The organism is Bartonella mastomydis, from assembly GCF_900185775.1.
Lineage (GTDB): Bacteria > Pseudomonadota > Alphaproteobacteria > Rhizobiales > Rhizobiaceae > Bartonella > Bartonella elizabethae.
This window is the reverse complement of the sequence record NZ_LT883137.1, coordinates 359927-379402: the sequence shown is the minus strand read 5'-3', so window position 1 is coordinate 379402 and position 19476 is coordinate 359927. Positions and strand designations below refer to the sequence as shown.

Annotated in this window: 16 protein-coding genes, 1 tRNA gene and 2 pseudogenes; 10 read left to right on the top strand and 9 right to left on the bottom strand. The window is 37.9% G+C overall.

The genetic code is table 11. The annotated features are described in order from the left end of the window. Positions 1-9: 9 nt before the first annotated feature. From FJG96_RS02395 to FJG96_RS02380, 4 genes and pseudogenes are all read right to left on the bottom strand, one after another. Positions 10-402 (bottom strand): MliC family protein, encoded by a 393-nt coding sequence (locus FJG96_RS02395; protein WP_139412575.1) that lies wholly within the window; start codon positions 400-402, stop codon positions 10-12. Positions 403-419: 17 nt separating this feature from the next. Next, on the bottom strand, positions 420-803 hold the full coding sequence (locus tag FJG96_RS02390; RefSeq protein ID WP_139412574.1) for an MliC family protein: 384 nt from the start codon (positions 801-803) through the stop codon (positions 420-422). Between the two features lie 405 nt (positions 804-1208). Then, a complete protein-coding gene (gene aroB / locus FJG96_RS02385; RefSeq protein WP_139412573.1) occupies positions 1209-2342 on the bottom strand; it encodes a 3-dehydroquinate synthase in 1134 nt (377 codons plus the stop codon). Next, positions 2317-2950: pseudogene (locus FJG96_RS02380) on the bottom strand (shikimate kinase). Before FJG96_RS02380 ends, aroB begins: the two are co-directional and overlap by 26 nt. Positions 2951-3204: 254 nt before the next feature. Between FJG96_RS02380 and FJG96_RS02375 the strand changes: the two are divergent. From FJG96_RS02375 to FJG96_RS02365, 3 genes are all read left to right on the top strand, one after another. After that, positions 3205-4131 carry a tyrosine recombinase gene (locus tag FJG96_RS02375; protein ID WP_139412571.1) on the top strand — a complete coding sequence of 309 codons (927 nt, stop codon included), beginning with the start codon at positions 3205-3207 and terminating at the stop codon, positions 4129-4131. Between the two features lie 90 nt (positions 4132-4221). Continuing rightward, positions 4222-5178, top strand: coding sequence for an acetyl-CoA carboxylase carboxyltransferase subunit alpha (locus FJG96_RS02370; RefSeq protein ID WP_139412570.1), 957 nt, complete (start codon positions 4222-4224; stop codon positions 5176-5178). Positions 5179-5216: 38 nt separating this feature from the next. Beyond that, positions 5217-5966: a L,D-transpeptidase family protein gene (locus FJG96_RS02365; RefSeq protein ID WP_139412569.1), complete on the top strand. Its 750-nt coding sequence runs from the start codon at positions 5217-5219 to the stop codon at positions 5964-5966. Between the two features lie 824 nt (positions 5967-6790). On the opposite strand, the gene FJG96_RS02360 is transcribed toward FJG96_RS02365, so the two are convergent. From FJG96_RS02360 to FJG96_RS02350, 3 genes are all read right to left on the bottom strand, one after another. After that, a complete protein-coding gene (locus FJG96_RS02360; RefSeq protein WP_180338235.1) occupies positions 6791-7852 on the bottom strand; it encodes a CobW family GTP-binding protein in 1062 nt (353 codons plus the stop codon). A gap of 406 nt (positions 7853-8258) precedes the next feature. Then, positions 8259-9350, bottom strand: a complete 1092-nt coding sequence (locus FJG96_RS02355; RefSeq protein ID WP_139412567.1) for a D-alanyl-D-alanine carboxypeptidase family protein — start codon at positions 9348-9350, stop codon at positions 8259-8261. A gap of 607 nt (positions 9351-9957) precedes the next feature. Beyond that, positions 9958-10764, bottom strand: a complete 807-nt coding sequence (locus FJG96_RS02350; protein ID WP_180338226.1) for a lysophospholipid acyltransferase family protein — start codon at positions 10762-10764, stop codon at positions 9958-9960. Between the two features lie 129 nt (positions 10765-10893). Between FJG96_RS02350 and thiD the strand changes: the two genes are divergently transcribed. Then, on the top strand, positions 10894-11748 hold the full coding sequence (gene thiD / locus FJG96_RS02345; protein ID WP_139412565.1) for a bifunctional hydroxymethylpyrimidine kinase/phosphomethylpyrimidine kinase: 855 nt from the start codon (positions 10894-10896) through the stop codon (positions 11746-11748). Positions 11749-12151: 403 nt separating this feature from the next. Here the strand turns inward: thiD and FJG96_RS08965 are convergent, their stop codons facing one another. Both FJG96_RS08965 and FJG96_RS02330 read right to left on the bottom strand, forming a co-directional pair. After that, the gene (locus FJG96_RS08965; RefSeq protein ID WP_246046882.1) at positions 12152-12916 is read right to left on the bottom strand and encodes a GNAT family N-acetyltransferase; all 765 of its coding nucleotides are present in this window, start codon (positions 12914-12916) and stop codon (positions 12152-12154) included. 629 nt (positions 12917-13545) lie between these two features. Beyond that, a tRNA-Gly gene (locus FJG96_RS02330) sits at positions 13546-13620 on the bottom strand. Positions 13621-13806: 186 nt separating this feature from the next. Here FJG96_RS02330 and FJG96_RS02325 point away from each other — a divergent pair. From FJG96_RS02325 to FJG96_RS02300, 6 genes and pseudogenes are all read left to right on the top strand, one after another. Then, the gene (locus tag FJG96_RS02325) at positions 13807-14784 is read left to right on the top strand and encodes an ABC transporter substrate-binding protein (protein WP_139412564.1); all 978 of its coding nucleotides are present in this window, start codon (positions 13807-13809) and stop codon (positions 14782-14784) included. A 62-nt stretch (positions 14785-14846) separates the two neighbouring features. Continuing rightward, entirely contained in the window at positions 14847-15743 is an 897-nt protein-coding gene (locus tag FJG96_RS02320) for an ABC transporter permease (protein ID WP_005774275.1), read from the top strand. Then, positions 15736-16530 (top strand): ABC transporter ATP-binding protein, encoded by a 795-nt coding sequence (locus FJG96_RS02315; protein ID WP_005774274.1) that lies wholly within the window; start codon positions 15736-15738, stop codon positions 16528-16530. The genes FJG96_RS02320 and FJG96_RS02315 overlap by 8 nt, the downstream gene beginning before the upstream one ends. Positions 16531-16534: 4 nt before the next feature. Further along, complete coding sequence (gene holA, locus FJG96_RS02310) at positions 16535-17575, top strand: DNA polymerase III subunit delta (RefSeq protein WP_139412563.1); 1041 nt, start codon at positions 16535-16537, stop codon at positions 17573-17575. A 22-nt stretch (positions 17576-17597) separates the two neighbouring features. Beyond that, positions 17598-17874, top strand: a pseudogene (holA, locus tag FJG96_RS08960) (DNA polymerase III subunit delta); the annotation flags it as partial. A 350-nt stretch (positions 17875-18224) separates the two neighbouring features. Continuing rightward, positions 18225-19157 (top strand): prephenate/arogenate dehydrogenase family protein, encoded by a 933-nt coding sequence (locus tag FJG96_RS02300; protein ID WP_139412562.1) that lies wholly within the window; start codon positions 18225-18227, stop codon positions 19155-19157. The last annotated feature ends 319 nt before the right edge of the window (positions 19158-19476 follow it).

Below are 19476 nucleotides of genomic sequence, written 5' to 3'. Positions count from 1 at the left end.
TAAGCTTTTTTATTCTGTTTTTTGTTCTTCTACACAGTGAATAAGATTCTTCTCTTCTGGATCATTAAGGAGATCTGAAAGCATGGCTTCGTTTCCTTTTGTCCACCATATATAGGGGCCTCCCATATATTTTGCTCCAGAAGCACTGATACTACGGGAAGCGATGATGCGCTTTCCTTGCCATTTGAAATCAACAAGTGAAATATTACCCGCATTGAGATAGGTTACTTCAACAGACTCTTTATTTGTCCCTGTCTCGCATTGATAGGCAGTAACCTCTGTTGTTGGCTCTGGATCATCTGGCACTTCAATAACTAAAGAGCCAGCAAAAGCATTAAGTGAACCGAAGAGCGGTAGGCTTAAAGCAGTAAAAAATCCTACAATAAAAGCAATTTTTTTCATGATATTTCCTCAGTTATTTAAAATAATAACAGTGATTCATCCTTACAGAGGATGGGGTTTTTTTCTTCTGGATCTTGGATAAGATCATAAAGTGTTACTTCTTTATTTTTCTCCCACAAGATATATTGCTCCCCTACATATTTTGCTCCAGAAGCAGCAATAACATTTGCAGCGATAATACGATCGCCTTTCCATTTGAAATCAACCAATGAAATATCATCAGCGTTGTAATAGGTTGCTTCAACGCGTTCTTTATTTGCACCCATATCACATTGATAGGTTATGGTCTGTGTTTCTGGATTACCTGACACTTCAATGACTAAAGCAGCAGCTAAGCTACTGCTGACATTGAAGAATAATAAAGAGGAAAAAAATCCTAAAATTTGTAGAGTTTTTTTCATAATGCTTCCCTATGTGAAAAGTAATTTGTCTTTAATGTGATGGTGTCTACGGCAGGATTCGAACCTGCGACCCCAGGATTCATACCACTTCGATTTTCACCGCCAACCTTATTGGTTGTTTGTGGTCTGGACTGTCTCTTCACCTTGAAGCTCGCGCCTTTTAGGTGCTGCCCGTTCAGTCTCTACACCTTCCTCTCATGTGAAGAGAGGCTTGGCTCGGGATTGGCATATCGTTTTGCCCATGAAGCTTTCCCCGAATTTGAGCAGATCCGCTTTGTGGATTTCTCCTCAAAGCGCCCAATTTCTTTAGGAATCCTGTGCTCTATCCTACTGAGCTACGTAGACATCATCATAACTATTCCTTTAATAGAAGTATAAAAACGAATCAATTATATTCAATATGAATTAACGAATTTCTGTTAATTTTTGTTCCAAAAAGGATAAAACTGCATCTGGTGGAACATTTTTTGCAATAAATGATTGGCCAAGTCCGCGTGTCAAAATAAAGGTCAAATTATTTTGTGAAACTTTTTTATCTTGAGCAATGAGAGTCATTAATGTTTCAGCATCTGGTAGATCTCCTGGGATATCCTTTAACCGTGTAGGTAAACCTACAGCTTTAAGGTGTGCTTCGATACGATGTGTGAGTGTGGGGTCACATAGATTCAGTTGTGCAGAGAATTGATGGGCAAGAATCATTCCAATTGCTACAGCTTCACCGTGAATTAAACGCTTTGAATCATAAGTGGTTGCTGTTTCAAGCATGTGTCCAAAGGTATGACCGAGGTTCAAAAGTGCACGTTCTCCAGTTTCGTATTCATCACGGGCGACTATGGCAGCTTTAAATTGGCATGAGCGAACAATGGCTTCTATTCTTATCGCGCCATTAGAAAAAATTTCTTGTCCGTTTTTTTCAAGCCATTCAAAGAAATCAGGCTGATTAATAAGTCCATATTTGACCATTTCCGCATAACCTGCGCGAAATTCACGTGGTGGGAGTGTATCAAGAACAGATGTGTCAGCAATAACACATTGAGGTTGATAAAAAGCACCAATAAGATTTTTACCATATCGGCTGTTGATCCCTGTTTTTCCACCAACAGAGGAATCAATTTGTGCAAGAAGCGTTGTGGGCATCTGAATGAAGTTCATTCCGCGGCGGATCATACTTGCTGCAAATCCTGCTAGATCTCCGATGACACCGCCACCAAAAGCAATCACACAGTCACCTCTTTCTAAACGTGCGGAAAGAATTTGGTCGATGACAGTTTGCAAGGTTGAAAATGATTTTGATTGTTCTCCTGCTTTTACAATAATAGGGACAGTATGAATTTTATTTTTTGTTAATTCTTTTTGTAATGTATCTAAATGGAGAGGAGCAACATTTGTATCTGTAACAACTGCCAAACGCGTTTGATGAAAATCTTTTGCTTGAAGAGAATGCTTAATTTGTAATGCAGCTTGCGCAATAAGATCTGGACCAATGATGATATCGTAACAGTGCTTGTCTAATTTAATGGTGACGGTTTTGGCTTGCATGCTTGTTCTTTCTATCGTTATTTTTTTGTATAGAGGTAATGTTGTAGAGATCGTATGACATTTTTTGCTACACTGTAGGGACTTTCTTTATGACTGTTAATTGTTACGTTTGCTTTTGCATAGAGAGGATAACGCTGTTCCATGAGTTTTTGCATTGTTTCTTGAGGATTTACTGTTTGAAGAAGCGGTCGTGTTGGACGCTTGGAAACACGTTGCATCAGGATATCAAGATCTGCTTTGAGCCAGATAGATATTCCATTTTGCTGAATAGCTTTTCGTGTATCTTGATTTATGTAAGCACCGCCACCCGTTGCTAAGACAAGAGGACCTTTTTTTATAAGATTGAGAATAACACGCTGTTCAAGGGAACGAAATTCCGCTTCACCATAGATTTTAAAAATTTCTGTGATAGACAGTTGTGCTGCTTTTTCAATTTCTTGGTCAGAATCATAAAAGGGTAAATCGAGCATGGTGGCAACACGTCTTCCGATGACTGATTTTCCTGCTCCCATAAGACCAACAAACACAAGAGCTTGATTATCAAGGGATGATAAGATTTGTCTTTTTATTTGTGACAGGGGGGGGTGTTGGGATCGATTACTTTTCATAGCTTATTTCGGCATTTATCTGTTTTAAAGTCAATTCCTGTTAATCTTTATAAGATAGAATAAGGGATAGAGTATTTTGGAAAAGTTTATTATTTTATGCCAACATTAACCAGACTTTTGATGATTCTTTTCATTTTGTTTGCTATTCTTTTTAGTATAATGATCATTCTTGTCGTTTTTGTTGAACCCGTAACTGTGGATATGTCTGTTGATGTCCCTTTGGATTCGCTGACTCTTTCTTTGAGAATGAATCAATGAAAAGTAACATTGTGATAGAGCGTTTTCTTGAAATGATGAGTGCTGAGCGAGGTGCTTCTGCTCATACGCTTGCGGCTTATCAGCATGATTTACAGTGGGCGCAAGAGGAATTGTCTTCGCATTCGGTTTCGCTTCTTTCAGCGCAAAAGGAGGATCTTATTGGTCTTTTGTCGCTCATGCATACGTTTGGTTTTGCTGCAACTTCACAAGCGCGCCGTTTATCAACATTGCGTCAATTCTATCAGTTTCTTTATGCAGAAGGATTAAGAGCCGATGATCCTTCCCATGATATTGATGCTCCTCGCCAAGGGCGTTCTTTGCCCAAAATTATCAGTGAAGATGCAGTGACAAAATTTCTTGATTTGGCGCAGGTGGAGGTTAATCAAGCAGACTATGGATCTAAGGATTATCTGCGTGCATTGCGTCTTCAGCTGCTCAGCGAAATGCTTTATGCGACAGGATTACGCATTAGTGAGTTGGTGAGTCTGCCTGTGCAGGCTGTTCGAGGGAAAGCATACAGTATTTTGGTTCGCGGTAAGGGAAAAAAAGAACGAATGGTGCTGTTATCAAAAAAAGCCCACCAAATTCTTTTGCAGTGGTTGGATTTGCGTGATCAGGGAGAAGATGCTAAAAGCCTTTATCTTTTTCCGGCGCATTCAGAAACAGGCTATATTGCGCGTCAAGTTGTTGCGCGGGAATTGAAAAATCTTGCTAAAAGGGCTGGAATAAAAAGTGAAAGCTTTTCTCCCCATGTGTTGCGTCATGCTTTTGCTAGTCATCTTTTGCAAAATGGTGCTGATTTGCGTGCCGTTCAACATTTGTTAGGTCATTCTGATATTTCTACCACTCAGATTTATACCCATGTGTTGGAAGAGGGACTTTATCGTCTCGTTAATGAGCATCATCCACTTGCCGATGCGTAAAAGGCTCGTTAAAGAAAAGGTGATGTTTTTGAAAAAGACTTTATAAAGCAAATTATAAGTGTATAAGTGACACTGAATGAGTTGGTACAAATGTATAATTATCTTGATTTTGAAAAACCAGTTGCTGATCTTGATGGAAAAATTCTTGAATTAAAAAAAATTTCTCAGGAAAAAGACAGTCTTGATATGAGTGACGAGATTGCACGTCTTGAAGTGCGTTCCCAAACGGCGTTACGCGATCTTTATAAAAAATTGTCGCCGTGGCAAAAAACACAAGTTGCTCGTCATCCTGATCGTCCGCATTTTATGGACTATTCTAAGCGCCTATTGAGTGATGTGACACCTTTGGCAGGAGATCGAAAGTTTGCTGAAGATGAAGCTATTCAAGCTGGATTTGCACGCTTTAAGGGAGAAGCAGTTGCTTACATCGGTCAAGAAAAAGGTCATGATACGCAAACACGTTTGCGCTATAATTTTGGTTCTGCTCGTCCAGAGGGATATCGTAAAGCTGTCCGTATTATGGAAATGGCTGACCGATTTGGTTTACCGCTCCTTACTTTTGTTGATACAGCGGGTGCTTATCCTGGGGTAAGCGCTGAAGAACGTGGGCAAGCTGAAGCAATTGCTCAATCAACCGCTGCAACTTTGCGCCTAAAGGTTCCTGTTGTATCCGTTGTGATTGGAGAAGGTGGTTCTGGGGGGGCGATAGCCATTGCGGCTGCCAATAAAGTGTATATGTTAGAACATGCGATTTATTCGGTTATTTCTCCAGAAGGAGCAGCGTCTATTTTATGGCGTGATCCAGCACGTGCAAAAGATGCTGCAATGAATATGCGTATTACCGCTCAAGATTTGCTTCGCTTAAAGATTATTGATGGCATTATCTCAGAGCCTGTAGGAGGAGCGCATCGTGATAAAGAGATTGCTATTGATGCAACGGGTGAGATTATTTCAGAGGCTTTAAAAGCTATGGCTGGAAAAGATGGTGAAGTTCTTAAACAAGAGCGAAGGGAAAAATATCTTCAAATTGGTCGATCTTTGGCGTAAGTCGTTTTTATGAGGGGTGTTGGATTGGAGTTTTTTCGATGACGTTTAACAAATTCCTGGCTGTGTGTGTGTTGTTTGTAATGGGAATATTGACGGCCTGTGAAGGAAGATTACCAGCTTCTATTCGTGCTAAAGTTGAGCAGCCTCTTCCGCAAGAAATCCAGAATAGAATGGCTTTGTACGATATTGATCCCTATGCACCAATTGTAATGCGCTTTTTCAAGGAAGAAAATCTTGCTGAAGTTTGGAAGCAATCTCGTTCAGGTCCTTTTATCTTGGTTGCTCGTTATGGTATTTGCAAATGGTCTGGTAAGCTTGGACCTAAATATAAAGAAGGGGATCTACAGACACCAGAAGGTTTTTATACGATTACTGCAAACCAAATGAATCCTTATTCAAAATATTATCTTTCTTTTAATATAGGATTTCCTAACCTTTATGATCAGGAAAATGGTCGGACAGGAAGCAATCTTATGGTGCATGGTTCTTGCTTTTCTGCCGGTTGTTATTCTATGAGTGATAAGAATATGGCGCAAATTTATGCCTTTGCGCGCGACGCTTTTAAAGGAGGACAAAGAGCATTTCAGTTGCAGGCTTTTCCTTTCCGCATGACCAAGGATAATATGTTGCGTCATAGCAATGATCCTCATTATCCATTCTGGGTGATGCTTAAGAAAGGTTATGATTTTTTTGAAGAAAATCGTCAACCACCAATCGTTGAAGTGTATGGAAAACGTTACGTTTTTAATCGCGATGTTGATAAAACTTCAGTTTCCCTCATGAAGTGAGTGTTATTTTATTCCGCTATACTGTAAAATACCATCGCTTACGATGGCGATACAGGATATGCAAAAATCTTATGCATGAGATTCTTAAGGGAGTTACCTATTTTAAACGCTGAGTTTGTTTATAAAGTTTTATGTCAGTAAATCGAAATAGGAGGACCAAGAGCAACTTGCCCAGAGAATTTGCGTTGTTTGCAGACCAGTATGGATGGCAATTTTGGTTTTCTCGTGGAGAGTGAATTAACATAAAATGTTTCTCTCTTTTTACTTTCAAAGGGTTTTATTCTTTTATCCTGTAAAGTATTGTCTTATCGTACTGGTCTATAAGATGCATCTAAAAATACGTTATCAGCTCTGTTGATTTTAGTTTTTTTGCTTAAACTTAAGAGGGGTTTGTTTCAATCAGCTCGGGAAATATAGAGTTAAGTAGAGTATTTAAAACCAAGAACCTATCCAATGGAGTTTTTGAAATGAATCACATGAAGTGTACGTCGAAAAAAAACAACCTGATTGATTGGTAAATATTAAAAAATTTTACAATAACAATTTGATTTATAATTTTCTGTTTTAATAAGAGCTTGAATATCATGAGGTTTTTTATCTAAAAATCTGTTTATGATAAATCAATCAAAATTATTCGCTTGCACATTCCAAGCGCAAAGCGCTGCATGGATAAAATTGTACAATAAAAATGCCTCTCATGAATCGTCTCATGTGCCGAGAGCTACCAAATATTGGGGGCTGGCAAAATCTATGGTGGAGCTGTTTTGTTTTTTTTTAAGCGTAAAGAGGCTATAGCTCGATGGATTTAACGTTGTAAAGGAGAATTAAAACTTTATTCCTGGAATGATGAGAGGGTTTTCCAAGAGAGCTGTTTTGTCTGCAGTATCTATGGCTGGTTTATTAAAAAAAGCATTGAGAAGTTTTTGTATTGCTTCTTTTTCAACACCATCGGCAATAATGACAAAACGTGTTTGTTTTATTCCTTTTGGCCATGCTGGAAGTCTGATGGGGGGATGAAAAAATGTTTGTACACCATGTAATACAAGGGGGCGATAAGGATCATCACGCAATGCGATTATTGCTTTAATACGGAGTAATTTTGTACCATAACGGTCTTGTAGGAGATCTAAAAAAGCTTCAATTGTGGCATAATCAACAAGATCTTCACAATCTAATGAAAAGGTGCGAATGGTTTTATGGGGAGCATGATCGTGTGGAGCGGTGGTAAGATTTTGCTTAAGGTGTGTATTTTCTCCTGTTTCATTCCATAATGTGTGATTTATTAGTAGATTTGAGCAGAAATTTTCAGAGTGGACATCAATGATTTGTGCTGTAGGATTTATTGTTTTAAGCGTGTTAAGGAGCGTATTAGAAAAGGATTGTGGGGCTGTGAGATCTGTTTTGGTGAGAATAATTTTATCAGCAAGGATTAATTGTTTATATATTTCAGGATAGCGCTCGCATATGGAAAGTGTGCTTAATGTATCAAATGTTGCAAGAACAGCATTTATGGACAGTGTTTGAATAAACAGTGGGTGGCTTAACAGTATTTGTAAAATAGGGACGGGATCAGCTATCCCTGTTGTTTCAATAATAATGTGATTGAGTTGTTTGATCTGTCCTGTCTCGACGCGATTGATTAAATCCACTAATGTATCAATGAGATCACTGCGTAAATTGCAGCATAAACAGCCATTGGCAAGCTCAATAATTCCTTCTGTCGCCTTTTCAACAAGAAGATGGTCAATACTGATTTCGCCAAATTCATTAATGATAACAGCACATTCCGTTAAGAGAGAGTCTTGTAACAGACGGTTGAGCAAAGTTGTTTTGCCAGAGCCTAAAAAACCAGTGATAAGCGTGAGAGGAATGCGCTTCATTTTCATTTTAATCATCAACCGTGGTTCTGTTTTAAAGAAACATATCTTGCGACGTCAACCCCATTCATAATGAGGTGTGAGGAATATGTGATGGATAATTGCCTACGAAATCCATTTTATCACTCCTTTTAAGTTTATAAAGGTAAATGCGGGTGCAATCATGCACTTTTTCAGTGCTCGTGTTATAATAATTTTTGGAATTTGAAAGGTCTTATAGGAAGAGTTTTAATTCCTTACTTTGATTATTTTATCTATTATGCTCATCCATTTTGTGATGTGAAAGAGAGGGATTTTAATTGATTCAACAGCGATGGATTTGAAATAAGAGAATTTTACGGTATTGGCGGTTATACGGTATTTGTGGTTCTGACATACGGGGCAAAATAATTAATCATAAATTATGAATTGTAGCTTACGGCTTTTTTATAGAATAGTTTGCGCGTCTTTTATACGGACTATGGGGTTTTTTTAGTGGTTTTACTGTTATTTTAGGCGTCTGTGGACTACGAATGAGATGGACTACTAAAGGATGAGAAAAAGAAGGTGGAGCTGTGATAAATGGTGAGGTGAGAATAATATTTCCTTGATCATCATATGAATTGGCATGCATTTTTATGGCTTCAGGCGTGCATGTTTGTTGGCTCATATTGTTGGCTTGCGTTATGTTGCTCCCATAAGGTTTTAATGTTGTAAGTGTTAGTTGGGGGCCTCCTTGATGCAAAAAACCTATTTCAAGAAGTTGTGCCGCTTTTTCTTCCCTTTCACTTATGTTGTTTGCCCCTAGAATAACAGCAATAATTGTACGTTTATTGCGGGTGGCTGAGGCAACAAGATTAAAACCAGAGGCACAAATAAAGCCTGTTTTCATACCGTCTATTCCATAAAAACGACCAATGAGGTTGTTTGAGTTATGCTGGATTTTTCGGTTATTACCAAAATCAATGGCTGGAATAGAAAAATAATGAGCATATTGTGGAAATTCCCGACGTATTTGGACAGCTAAAAGAGCAATATCACGTGCGGTGGAATAGTTTTGAGGATCTGGTAAACCACTTGCGTTTGCAAAATGGGTGCCAAACATGCCTAAACGTTTAGCTTCGCTATTCATTTTGCGTACAAAAGCTTTCTGTGAACCAGCAACGGCCTCACTCATGGCAATGGCCAAATCATTGGTTGATTTAACCATGGTGATACTTAAGGCTGTATCAAGTGTGAGAACAGAACCAGCTTTATAGCCTGAACGATACGCGGGAGCTTTTGCAGCATATTCGCTGATGGTGATAGGTTTATTGGGTGAAATTTCCCCTCGGCTCATGGCACGAAAAATAACATACGCGGTCATTAATTTTGTTAAGGACGCTGGATACCAACGCTCAAAAGCTTGATTATGTTTTAAGATATGTCCCGTTGTAACATCAACAGAAATAAAAGGCTGTGCTAAAGCAAAAGTGCTCGACAAACTCAAAATGAAATAAAAAAATAAATTATAGAAGAGACGTTGCATGAGTTTAAATTCAGTTCCTTCTTATTCATTATTTAGAATTATTTTAATGTAGCATATAAAGCTTTTAAGTCTAGGATTAGAGAGAACAGATGGTTAATTATTGTATTGAGTTATGTCTCATGGATAAAAAACAACACTCATTTTTATTTTTCCCTTAAATTTGGTTTGATAAGTTAAGTCTCTCAAGAAATACTTTTTAAATAATGAAGATTGTAAAAGATTTCAGGTTCTTGAGGGGATTGATGTTTTTTTGGAAGGAACAAGCTCGTATAACCATACATTCTGCCTGTTATTCTATTATATAAATATTGATTTGTGATGATCATTCACTGTTTTACATATTGAATGAGGCTTTTGAGTATCATACGACTTTCTCATTCCAAATCTATTCCACGTTGAATAAGGATAAATTATATTTATAAATCAATACCCTGTGTGTTATTTAAACGATTTTAAGGAGAGAAAGAATGCTTTCTCAAAAAATTCATACATTCATCATTTTTGATGATGTGTGTTTTATAATTTTGGATAAGAAAATTTGAAATATCTCTCTTATATTTTTGTTTCATATGCTGCATTTAACACATAAAGTGATGTTTTTTATCAATCAAGATTGTGTTTCATGATGCTTCAGTTTTTGAAGCTTTTGAACAGCAGATGGTGGCATAGGAGGAGGGGTAGGATCTTGAGCGGCTAAGAGAAGCAGTTCATCACACGCTTCTTCAGTTTTTTGAATCAGTTGATTTAGAAAATCACGTTTGCTTAAACCAGCTTCTATTGGAGGAAGAATACGAACACGAATTGTTCCGGGATAACGGCGGAAATTACCTCGTGGCCAATATAAACCTGCATTGTGCGCAATAGGGACAACTTGAAGTCCTAATTCATTATAGAGCGCGACAATACCTGACTTATAATCTGGTTCTTGACCAGGTTGTCGGCGTGTCCCTTCAGGAAAAATGAGGATTTGGCGTCCTTGTTTTACTTTCTCTTTTGCTTTTTGTATAACCATTTTTAAGGCTTTGATGGGCGTTGTGCGGTTAATGGGGATAATTTGTGTTTTTGCCATATACCAGCCAAACAAGGGAATCCACATCAATTCACGTTTTAAAATGAGAGTGGGGTCATCAAAATAGGGAACAAGGCTAAAAGTTTCCCATGCAGATTGATGTTTTGGAGCAATGATATAGGGTCCTTGGGGGAGGTTTTCTAATCCTTCAATTTCATAACGTGTGCCTGCGATGTATTTTTGCAAAAAGAGTGTAACGCGCGCCCATGTTTTAGGAACAATCCATGCCTTTTTTCGAGGCATGAGAAAATAAACGGGAGCGTAAAGAATCATTTGTATGAAAGTTGTGGTATAAAAAGCGAATGTAAAAAGAATAGAACGAAGGATAAGCACTATATTTTCCATTTTATATCTATAAGAAGACTTCGTATATAATATAATTTGCATGAGAAAACATCTTCTTTATGTTTTTTCAAGCATCTATTTTTTCGGTAATTTATTTTCTGATATTTAAAAACAGAAGGAAAGAGGTTGATGGAATTACAAAAAGATAAACTTTTTATTCCACGGATTTTATCTATTGCGGGAACAGATCCTTCTGGTGGTGCTGGAATGCAGGCGGATTTGAAGGTTTTTTCAGCTATGAAAACTTATGGTATGAGTGTGGTTACAGCTGTTGTTGCACAAAATACTCAGGGCGTGCGTGCTTTTCAGGCATTAGAGGCTTCTTTTGTTGCTGATCAAATTGATTCTGTTTTTGAGGATATCCACGTTGATGCCGTTAAAATTGGTATGGTTGCAAATGCTCAAATTGCACAGGCTATTGCAGAACGTCTTGCTTATCATAAAGCGCGTTTCATTGTTTTTGATCCGGTTATGGTTGCAAAAAGTGGTGATGTTCTTTTAAAGCCTGATGCCGTTGAAATTATGCGTGATGTTCTTATGCCGATGTCAACTTTGATCACGCCAAATTTGCCTGAAGCTGCACTGTTATTGGGATGTGATGTACAATGGTCTTTAGAGGCTATGTATCAATATGCTCCACGACTTTTGGCGCTAGGATGTCATGCCGTTTTGTTAAAAGGCGGACATTTGAATACGCTTACTAAAAATAGTACAGAAAATTACGATTGTTCTAGTCCAGATCTTTATTGTGATCGTGAAAATCTGGTTATGCTTGAAGCTTCTCGTCTTTCAACCACGCATGATCATGGGACAGGATGTACCATTTCTGCTGCCATCGCAGCTTTATTGCCTACACAACCTTTGGATTGTGCTGTTAAACAAGCAAAAGATTATTTACATGGAGCATTATCTGCCTCAAATGCTTTGCAAGTTGGGAAAGGACGAGGTCCACTTCACCATTTTTATGCATTGTGGAAAGATTGATACAACAATTGAAGGTGAAAAATCTCCATTCTATGAATTTGTTTCGTCATTATATGCCATTTGGGATTTATCACGGATAACTGTTAATGCATTGTAGCTTAACAGTTGTTTTGTATTTAAGAAAAATAAGAGAGAAAAAAGTTATAATTTGTTGCTTTTATATATGTTTTTTACGATTAATATATCGCCTTGTAAAAAGCAATTTTAAATGTAAAAAAAGAAAGCGAGAGACTCCTATAACTCAAGAGTTGATGGCAAAAAAGGTAGAGGGAAAGACTTTTTACAAGACGATATTAAAGATCGTTGATCCTATCATATTTATATTGATCGATTGGTGGGTTATATTTGCGTTCTGCTGAAAATAATAAATTCTCTTCATTGATGAGCAAAAAAGAGTCCGTCGCTAAATAACCATGTGTTTATTGGAATAAACTTTAAATTCACCAAAGTTTATAAAACCCAATTTTTTATAAATGCTCATTCCCTCATGAGATGCTTGCATCCCAATAACATGACAATTCTTTCTTTTTAAATGCTGAATGGCAATTTTTGTCATGAATGTTCCAATACCTTTTTTCTGAAAATCTGGATGGGTAACAATATCATACACGCCACCAATGCCATCCGCTTTCATACAAAAGCATATGGCTACAGGATTGTTATTGATATAACCAATGAACAGATCTACATTAGGATCTTTTTTATAACAGCCTCCTATCGTTTCATAAAATATGACCGCCTCTTTATCAAAAGGCTTGAAGACGGATGCCATAACATTTCCGTAATCTCTAAAATCTTGAAGTGATTCAACTTCCTTGGTTTTGAAGTTATCTGGCTGAAACGCAATATGTGAATCTATATCTTGCGCTAAAGCCGCCATTCCTATCTCTGTTTCAACATGCTTTAAACCAATAGATAAGAGAACTTCATCAACGTTGTAATGAGATGAATGAGGTCCAACCCACCAAGCCAAAGGAAGTTTCTGTGCATTGAAAGAATCGATTATGGACTTTGCTTGGCTTACAGGTACCGTTTCTTGTAAATTTTTAGCAGAGATAATGTTGAATGTGTCTGAAGAAAATGTTGAATGAACAGAAGATACGCCATTTGAAAAATCAATAACCTGCATTTGGGGACATAATTTTGGTAAAAACAGACCTTTGAACAAAAATTATTTTCTAATGATAAGTTAATTTTTGTTTTGTTTAACATTTGTTTTTCTTGCCATTTCTCATTGATCTTTTAATGTTGAGGGTTGTAAAAAATTCCTTAGCTCAAAAGTAACCTTAAATTCTTTTGTATAAGCTTTTATAATCTAAACGGTCGCAAAAAATCCGCTGCCAATATTAAAAAAATTACCCTTGAGATGGTAAGAGACAGTGAAAAATATTGTTAGAAAAAATGCCTTTGGATAAAATACTTCTGAAAAAGCCAAAGTTATTGTTACCAAACAGCGTCATAAACCAATGGGAATTGTCTCAAGTTTATTTTACACGAGGGACCTAGCAAATTACAGTGATTTCCTAAAGAAATGCTGCTTAAATCACTTTCATATAAGTAATGGCTATTTTTTCTGAGCTAAAAATGATTATTCGATGATCGAGGAGCAAAATCCGATAGATGCTTTACAAGAAGTTACGAATCTTAAGAAAAAACTTCGAAAGATCTCTGAAACTTTTTTAGAGAAGCCTTCAAAAATGATTTGAAAAAAGGAATCGATATAAAATCTGCTAGCAACCTACGATTATGGCGCTACGGAAGAATAAATAAATTAAAATCCAATAATCAAAACTCAAATGGAGCGGGCGATGGGATTCGAACCCACGACCCCAACCTTGGCAAGGTTGTGCTCTACCCCTGAGCTACACCCGCTCACCGATTCGATATATACTTTGCTTGTATGGCGTAGCCTTTTATGAATTGCAACAAAAAAATATCATCTCAGTTTGATTTATTTTGTCTATGTTTCGATAAAATGAAATAAAGATTGATTTTAGAAGATTTTTCAGTAATAAATTGTTCCTTTTTTAATTTTTGCATGGAGAGGGGTGGAGTATAATGTTGAAGAGAATAAATATATTAGGGATTGTCATCGCAGCTGTTTTTATGATGAACACTGTTGCAAAAGCCGATGACCAAGTTAAGCACGTTAAAGTTGCTTTAACACAAATTATGATCCATCCTGCGGCGGATGCTGTTCGTAAAGGGGTGGAAGATGTTCTTGCAGAAAATGGCTATAAGCAAGGTGAAAATTTTCAACTGACTTTTTTATCGGCACAGGGCAATATTTCAACAGCAACGCAAATTGCACGTAAATTTGTTGGTGATAAACCCGATGTTATTGTAGCGATTACCACACCTTCAGCACAAACAATGCTTGCAGCAACAAAAACAATTCCTATCGTTTTTGCAGCGATTTCTGATCCTATTGGAGCTAAAATCGTTTCTTCGCTGACCAAACCTGGTGGTAATATGACGGGGAGTTCTGATCGTATCGATGTTGCTGAAAGTGTTAAACTTTTACAAGAAGTAAAACCAGATTTGAAAAAAATTGGTTATCTTTATAATGCCTCTGAAGCAAATTCTGTTTCAACCCTTAAGACGTTAAAGGATGTGGCAAAAAAAGCTGGAATTGAAATCATTCCTTCATCGGCACCAAAACCTTCTGATGTTCAGGCAGCAACACGCGCTTTAATCGGGAAGGTCGATGTTATTTTTGTCCCTGCTGATAATACGATTCTGTCTGTTTTAGAAGGAGCCATAAAGGTCACACAGGAAGCCAATATGCCTGTGTTTACTGTTGATGCGAATACGATAGGACGTGGTCCTTTTATGACGCAAGGTGTGAATTTCTACGATGTTGGGGTCGATGCTGGGAAGTTGGTTGTGCGTATTCTAAAGGGTGAAAAGCCTGGTGATATTGATGTTGTGCAGGCCGCTAATAATGACATTCGAATTGATCTGAAAGCAGCAAAAAAGGCAGGAATTATTATCCCGCAGGCCGTTATTGACCGCGCAACAAAAGTCATTCAATAACTTTTGTTGAGAGAGTGTTGATACAATAAAGTACGTTACGTTTTCATGGGGATTTTCTTTACATGAATATATTTGCCTTTTCTGGCGCGGTGGAATTAGGTCTTATTTATGCGTTTGTAGCTATAGGGGTTTATCTCTCATTTCGCGTTTTGGACTTTCCGGATTTAACGGTTGATGGCTCGTTTCTTCTCGGGTCCTGTGTCTGTGGCGTCTTGATTCTTTTAGGTTTTAATGCATGGACAGCTATGGCATGTGCTTTTTGTGCGGGTATGGTAGCAGGTTTGGTAACAGCTCTGTTGAATTTGCGTTTTGGCATTTTGAATCTGTTGGCTTCCATTTTAACAATGTCAGCACTTTATACGGTTAATCTTCGTATTATGGGAATTATGGGAGGGTCCAATGTTAATTTGGCGCTTGCTGATACAGCCTTAACACCCTTTTATAATTTGTTTGGGTTGTCTGATATCTTTGTGCGTCCTCTTTTCGTTGGGATTGTATTGCTTGTTGTAGCGTTTTTGATTTGGCGCTTTTTAGAAAGTGAAATAGGTCTTGCTATGCGTGCAATGGGTGCTAATCCACGCATGGCGACGGCGCAAGGGGTTCATACATCTGCATTGATTTATTTTGGTATGGGGCTTTCCAATGCCTGTGTTGCACTTGGTGGTTCTCTTTATATTCAAACTGCAATTGCAACAGATATTACCGGTGGAATTGGTACAATTGTTTTTGGGTTGGCCGCCGTGATTATTGGCGAAACGCTCTTTCGTACGCGCAATATTTTTTGGATTATAATCAGCTGTATTGTGGGGTCTGTGCTTTATCGTGTGGCGGTGCAATTTGCTTTTGAAGCCAATGGAATTGGTATTGATACCTCAACAGATCTTCAGTTGATTACGTCACTGTTGGTTGTGTTAACTCTTATTGTGCCACGCTATTGGAGGAGGCGTAAACGTGATTGAGCTTTTTCATGTTGGGGTCACATTTAAACCGCAAACGCCTTTGGAAAAACAGGCTTTAATTGATATTAACCTCAAAATTGATCAGGGTAGCTTTGTTACGGTTATCGGTTCAAATGGTGCGGGTAAATCAACGTTGCTCAGTGTTTTGGCAGGCGAAACACTTCCCTCGACAGGAAAAGTGGTAATCAATGGACAAAATGTTTCTAGGCAATCAGTCAGTGAACGTGCTGGAAAGGTAGCCTGTGTTTTTCAAGATTCGTTAAAGGGAAGTTGTGGTTCTTTAACAATTGAAGAAAATTTGGCTCTTGCTGCTCTTCGAGGAAATCGTCGTAGTTTGCGTTCAGCTTTAAACCATGAAAAAAGACAATTTTTTCGAGATAAAATTGCTCAATTAGGAATTGGTCTTGAAGCTTATATTCAAAATCCTATGGACAGTTTATCTGGTGGACAACGCCAAGCCGTTTGTCTTGTGATGGCAACGTTAGCTCATGCAGATGTTTTATTACTGGATGAACATACCTCAGCACTGGATCCTGGGATGGCTGATTTTGTGATGCGGTTGACAGAAAAAATCGTTGAAGAGAAAAAATTAACGACTATTATGGTCACCCATTCTATGCGTCAGGCTCTTGATTATGGAGATCGCACACTGATGTTGCATGGTGGAAAAGTGATTTTGGATGTCTGTCATGAAGAGCGTAAGGGCTTGAATGTTAATGATTTAATTCACATGTTTCAGAAAGTTCGCGGGGAAGTTCTTGATAACGATGAACTATTAATGGATTAATGGTTTGGCTCAGAAAAAAGCACATGAGGTTGATCAATTTCTAACGCGTTTCTCACGTGCTTTTCCTATTGTTCTCATTTATGGTCCAGATCGTGGTCTTATTTGTGAACGTGCCCAACGTTTTGCCAAGCTTACAAAGGTCGCAATAGAAGATCCATTTTCGACAATTCGTTTGGATGCTGCTGAAATTGATAAAGATCCCGCACGTTTGGAAAATGAAGCGCGGACTTTATCGCTTTTTGGGGGGGATCGTTTGATATGGATTTCTAATGCTGCTAACCAAAAAGGTTTTCTTACAGCCTTGAAGCTTTTAATTGAGAAACCACCAGAGAAAAGTTTTATTCTCATCGAGGCAGGGGATTTGAAAAAAGGAACTGGGTTGCGCAATGCTGTTGAAACGGCGGCAAATGCAATGGCTTTGCCCTGTTTTGCCGATGATATGCGCTCTCTTGACGGTTTGATTGATGAGGTTTTAGGACAGTTTAAGAAGACTCTTTCTTTGGATGCACGTAGATGGTTGCATGAAATTTTAGGGGTAGATCGTCTTGTATCACGAGGTGAATTAGAAAAACTTTGTCTTTATGCTTCAAATGTTCATATTACTCTTGAAGATGTAAAAGCGGTTGTAAGTGATGTCAGTGCTCTTTCTCAAGATGAAGTCATTGATGCTCTTTTATTGGGTGATATATCAGGCTTTGAAGCGCATTTTAATCGACATGCAGCATTGCAGGGGGCGCTTTTTTTTATTTTAAGTACAGCACAAAGGCATTTTCAGCAATTACAGCTCTTGCGTTATCAGGTGGAGGTTGAAGGAAAATCGCCTTTTACAGTGGTTTCTCAAGCGCGTCCTCCTATTTTTTTTCAACGGAAAAAAATTGTTGAACAAGCTTTAAAATATTGGAATTTAGAACAAATTTCTTACGCGATGGAAAAAATTCAGACTGCTGTTTTAGAAAGCCGTAAAAATCCGCTTTTGGGTGAGGACATCATTCGTCAAGCTTTGTTAGGGCTTACAATTATTGCACGACGGCAAATGGCCGCTTAACATATTTAAAAAATGATAATCTTTTATTTTGAGTGCAGCTCAGGAGCATTTTCAGCAATTATAGCTCTTGCGTTATTAGGTAGAGGTTGAAGGGAAAGCGCCTTTTACAGTGGTTTCTCAAGCGCGCCCTCCCATTTTTTTCAACGGAAAAAAATTGTTGAACAAGCTTTAAAATATTGGAACTTAGAACAGATTTCTTACGCAATGAAAAAATTCAGACTGCTGTTTTATATAGTCGTAAAAAGGCATGTGGAGAAGAAGTTCTTATTGTAAGGTGCAAAAGACATGATTTTGATTAAACTCAACATAAGAAGACTTAAAATGAAATAATTCTGCGAAGGGATCTCTTCCAATATAATAAATAATGTCATTATCTTTATGAATCAATGCGTTGTATGATCGTAAGAAATGAAGTGAGAATTTTAAGTTTGGTGTTACATTTTTCGTCACGTATGTTTTGCATTTTCTGATTCAAATGATCTGTTGTCAGTTTGCGCAGGTGATAATGGGTAAACTGCGTTATTCTCTTTATTCTCTAGTTGTAGTTTTTTAATATTTTGCGCATAACTCATTAAGATGAACAAACAGAAAATTATGTTTTTACAACTGTCTTTTTTTGCCATTTGCAAAGAATCTTTAAAGGTGAAAGATGCCCCATATTCAATTTGAAAAAATAGCGCTCATTGGGATTGGTCTGATTGGATCTTCTTTAGCAAGAGTAATTAAAAAGAAAAAGCTTTCAGCTCAGGTTTCTATTGCAACACGTCGTCAAGAAACACTGGAAAGAGCGCGTGAATTGGAACTTGGAGATTTTTATACAACGGATAATGCAAAGGCTGTTGAAAGTGCTGATCTCGTTATTATTTCTGTTCCTGTTGGAGCGAGTGCAGAGGTGGCAAAAAACATTCATGATCATTTAAAGCCAGGGGCGATTGTGAGTGATGTTGGTTCTACAAAAGAATTGGTTATTACAGAAATGGCGCCTTTATTGCCAAAAACGGTTCATTTTATTCCGGGACATCCTATTGCTGGAACGGAATATTCGGGTCCGGATGCTGGTTTTGCTGATTTATTTATGAATCGTTGGTGTATTTTAACGCCTTTTGCGGATAGTGATGTGGCGGCTGTCGCACAATTGACAGCGTTTTGGGAAGCTTGTGGGGCGCGTGTTGAAAAGATGGAGCCGAAGCATCATGATCTTGTTTTAGCAATTGTTTCGCATTTGCCGCATTTAATTGCCTATAATACTGTTGGAACAGCGAGTGATTTAGAAAAAGTAACCAATTCAGAAGTGATTGCTTATTCTGCTTCCGGTTTTCGCGATTTTACGCGTTTGGCATCTTCTGATCCTGTCATGTGGCGTGATATTTGTTTGCATAATAAGGATGCTATTTTAGAAATGTTGAGCCGTTTTAGTGAAGGACTTTCTTTTTTAGAACAGGCAATTCGTATAGGTGATGGTGAAACACTGTTTAATTTTTTTACGCGCACGCGTGCTGTGCGCCGTAAGATCATTGCGGCAGGACAGGAAATTGATGCTCCTGATTTTGGACGTCATAGCGTTTCTAAAGAGGGCGTGTAAAATAAGCGATTTTTGAATTTTGTGCTGTTGTTTTGCTTATTCTTATCATGCTTCTTAGGCTATCTGTTCTTTTAAATTGTTCGTTGTAATGAAGATATAGCGCTGTACTTAGTCCTTTGGACAACAATGAGGGGTATCCGCCTGTAATGAAGGGTGACTCTCGTGTAAAATAAAACGCCCCAAACAGAAGACATTGAATTGGTAAAATTTGTTGGCTTCTCAGTTTTTGGATAGGGTGAGGCTTGACCACATAGATTATTGCCCTTTATACTAAAAAATGTTTGTTTTTAAAGTCTTGATGGTTTTTATAAAGCATGAG

Bases quoted from the DNA above. Each gene is read 5' to 3' on its own strand.
- FJG96_RS02395 (WP_139412575.1), bottom strand. From the start codon at position 402: ATGAAAAAAATTGCTTTTATTGTAGGATTTTTTACTGCTTTAAGCCTA.
- FJG96_RS02390 (WP_139412574.1), bottom strand. From the start codon at position 803: ATGAAAAAAACTCTACAAATTTTAGGATTTTTTTCCTCTTTATTATTC.
- aroB (WP_139412573.1), bottom strand. From the start codon at position 2,342: ATGCAAGCCAAAACCGTCACCATTAAATTAGACAAGCACTGTTACGAT.
- FJG96_RS02375 (WP_139412571.1), top strand. From the start codon at position 3,205: ATGAAAAGTAACATTGTGATAGAGCGTTTTCTTGAAATGATGAGTGCT.
- FJG96_RS02370 (WP_139412570.1), top strand. From the start codon at position 4,222: ATGTATAATTATCTTGATTTTGAAAAACCAGTTGCTGATCTTGATGGA.
- FJG96_RS02365 (WP_139412569.1), top strand. From the start codon at position 5,217: ATGACGTTTAACAAATTCCTGGCTGTGTGTGTGTTGTTTGTAATGGGA.
- FJG96_RS02360 (WP_180338235.1), bottom strand. From the start codon at position 7,852: ATGAAAATGAAGCGCATTCCTCTCACGCTTATCACTGGTTTTTTAGGC.
- FJG96_RS02355 (WP_139412567.1), bottom strand. From the start codon at position 9,350: ATGCAACGTCTCTTCTATAATTTATTTTTTTATTTCATTTTGAGTTTG.
- FJG96_RS02350 (WP_180338226.1), bottom strand. From the start codon at position 10,764: ATGGAAAATATAGTGCTTATCCTTCGTTCTATTCTTTTTACATTCGCT.
- thiD (WP_139412565.1), top strand. From the start codon at position 10,894: ATGGAATTACAAAAAGATAAACTTTTTATTCCACGGATTTTATCTATT.
- FJG96_RS02325 (WP_139412564.1), top strand. From the start codon at position 13,807: ATGTTGAAGAGAATAAATATATTAGGGATTGTCATCGCAGCTGTTTTT.
- FJG96_RS02320 (WP_005774275.1), top strand. From the start codon at position 14,847: ATGAATATATTTGCCTTTTCTGGCGCGGTGGAATTAGGTCTTATTTAT.
- FJG96_RS02300 (WP_139412562.1), top strand. From the start codon at position 18,225: ATGCCCCATATTCAATTTGAAAAAATAGCGCTCATTGGGATTGGTCTG.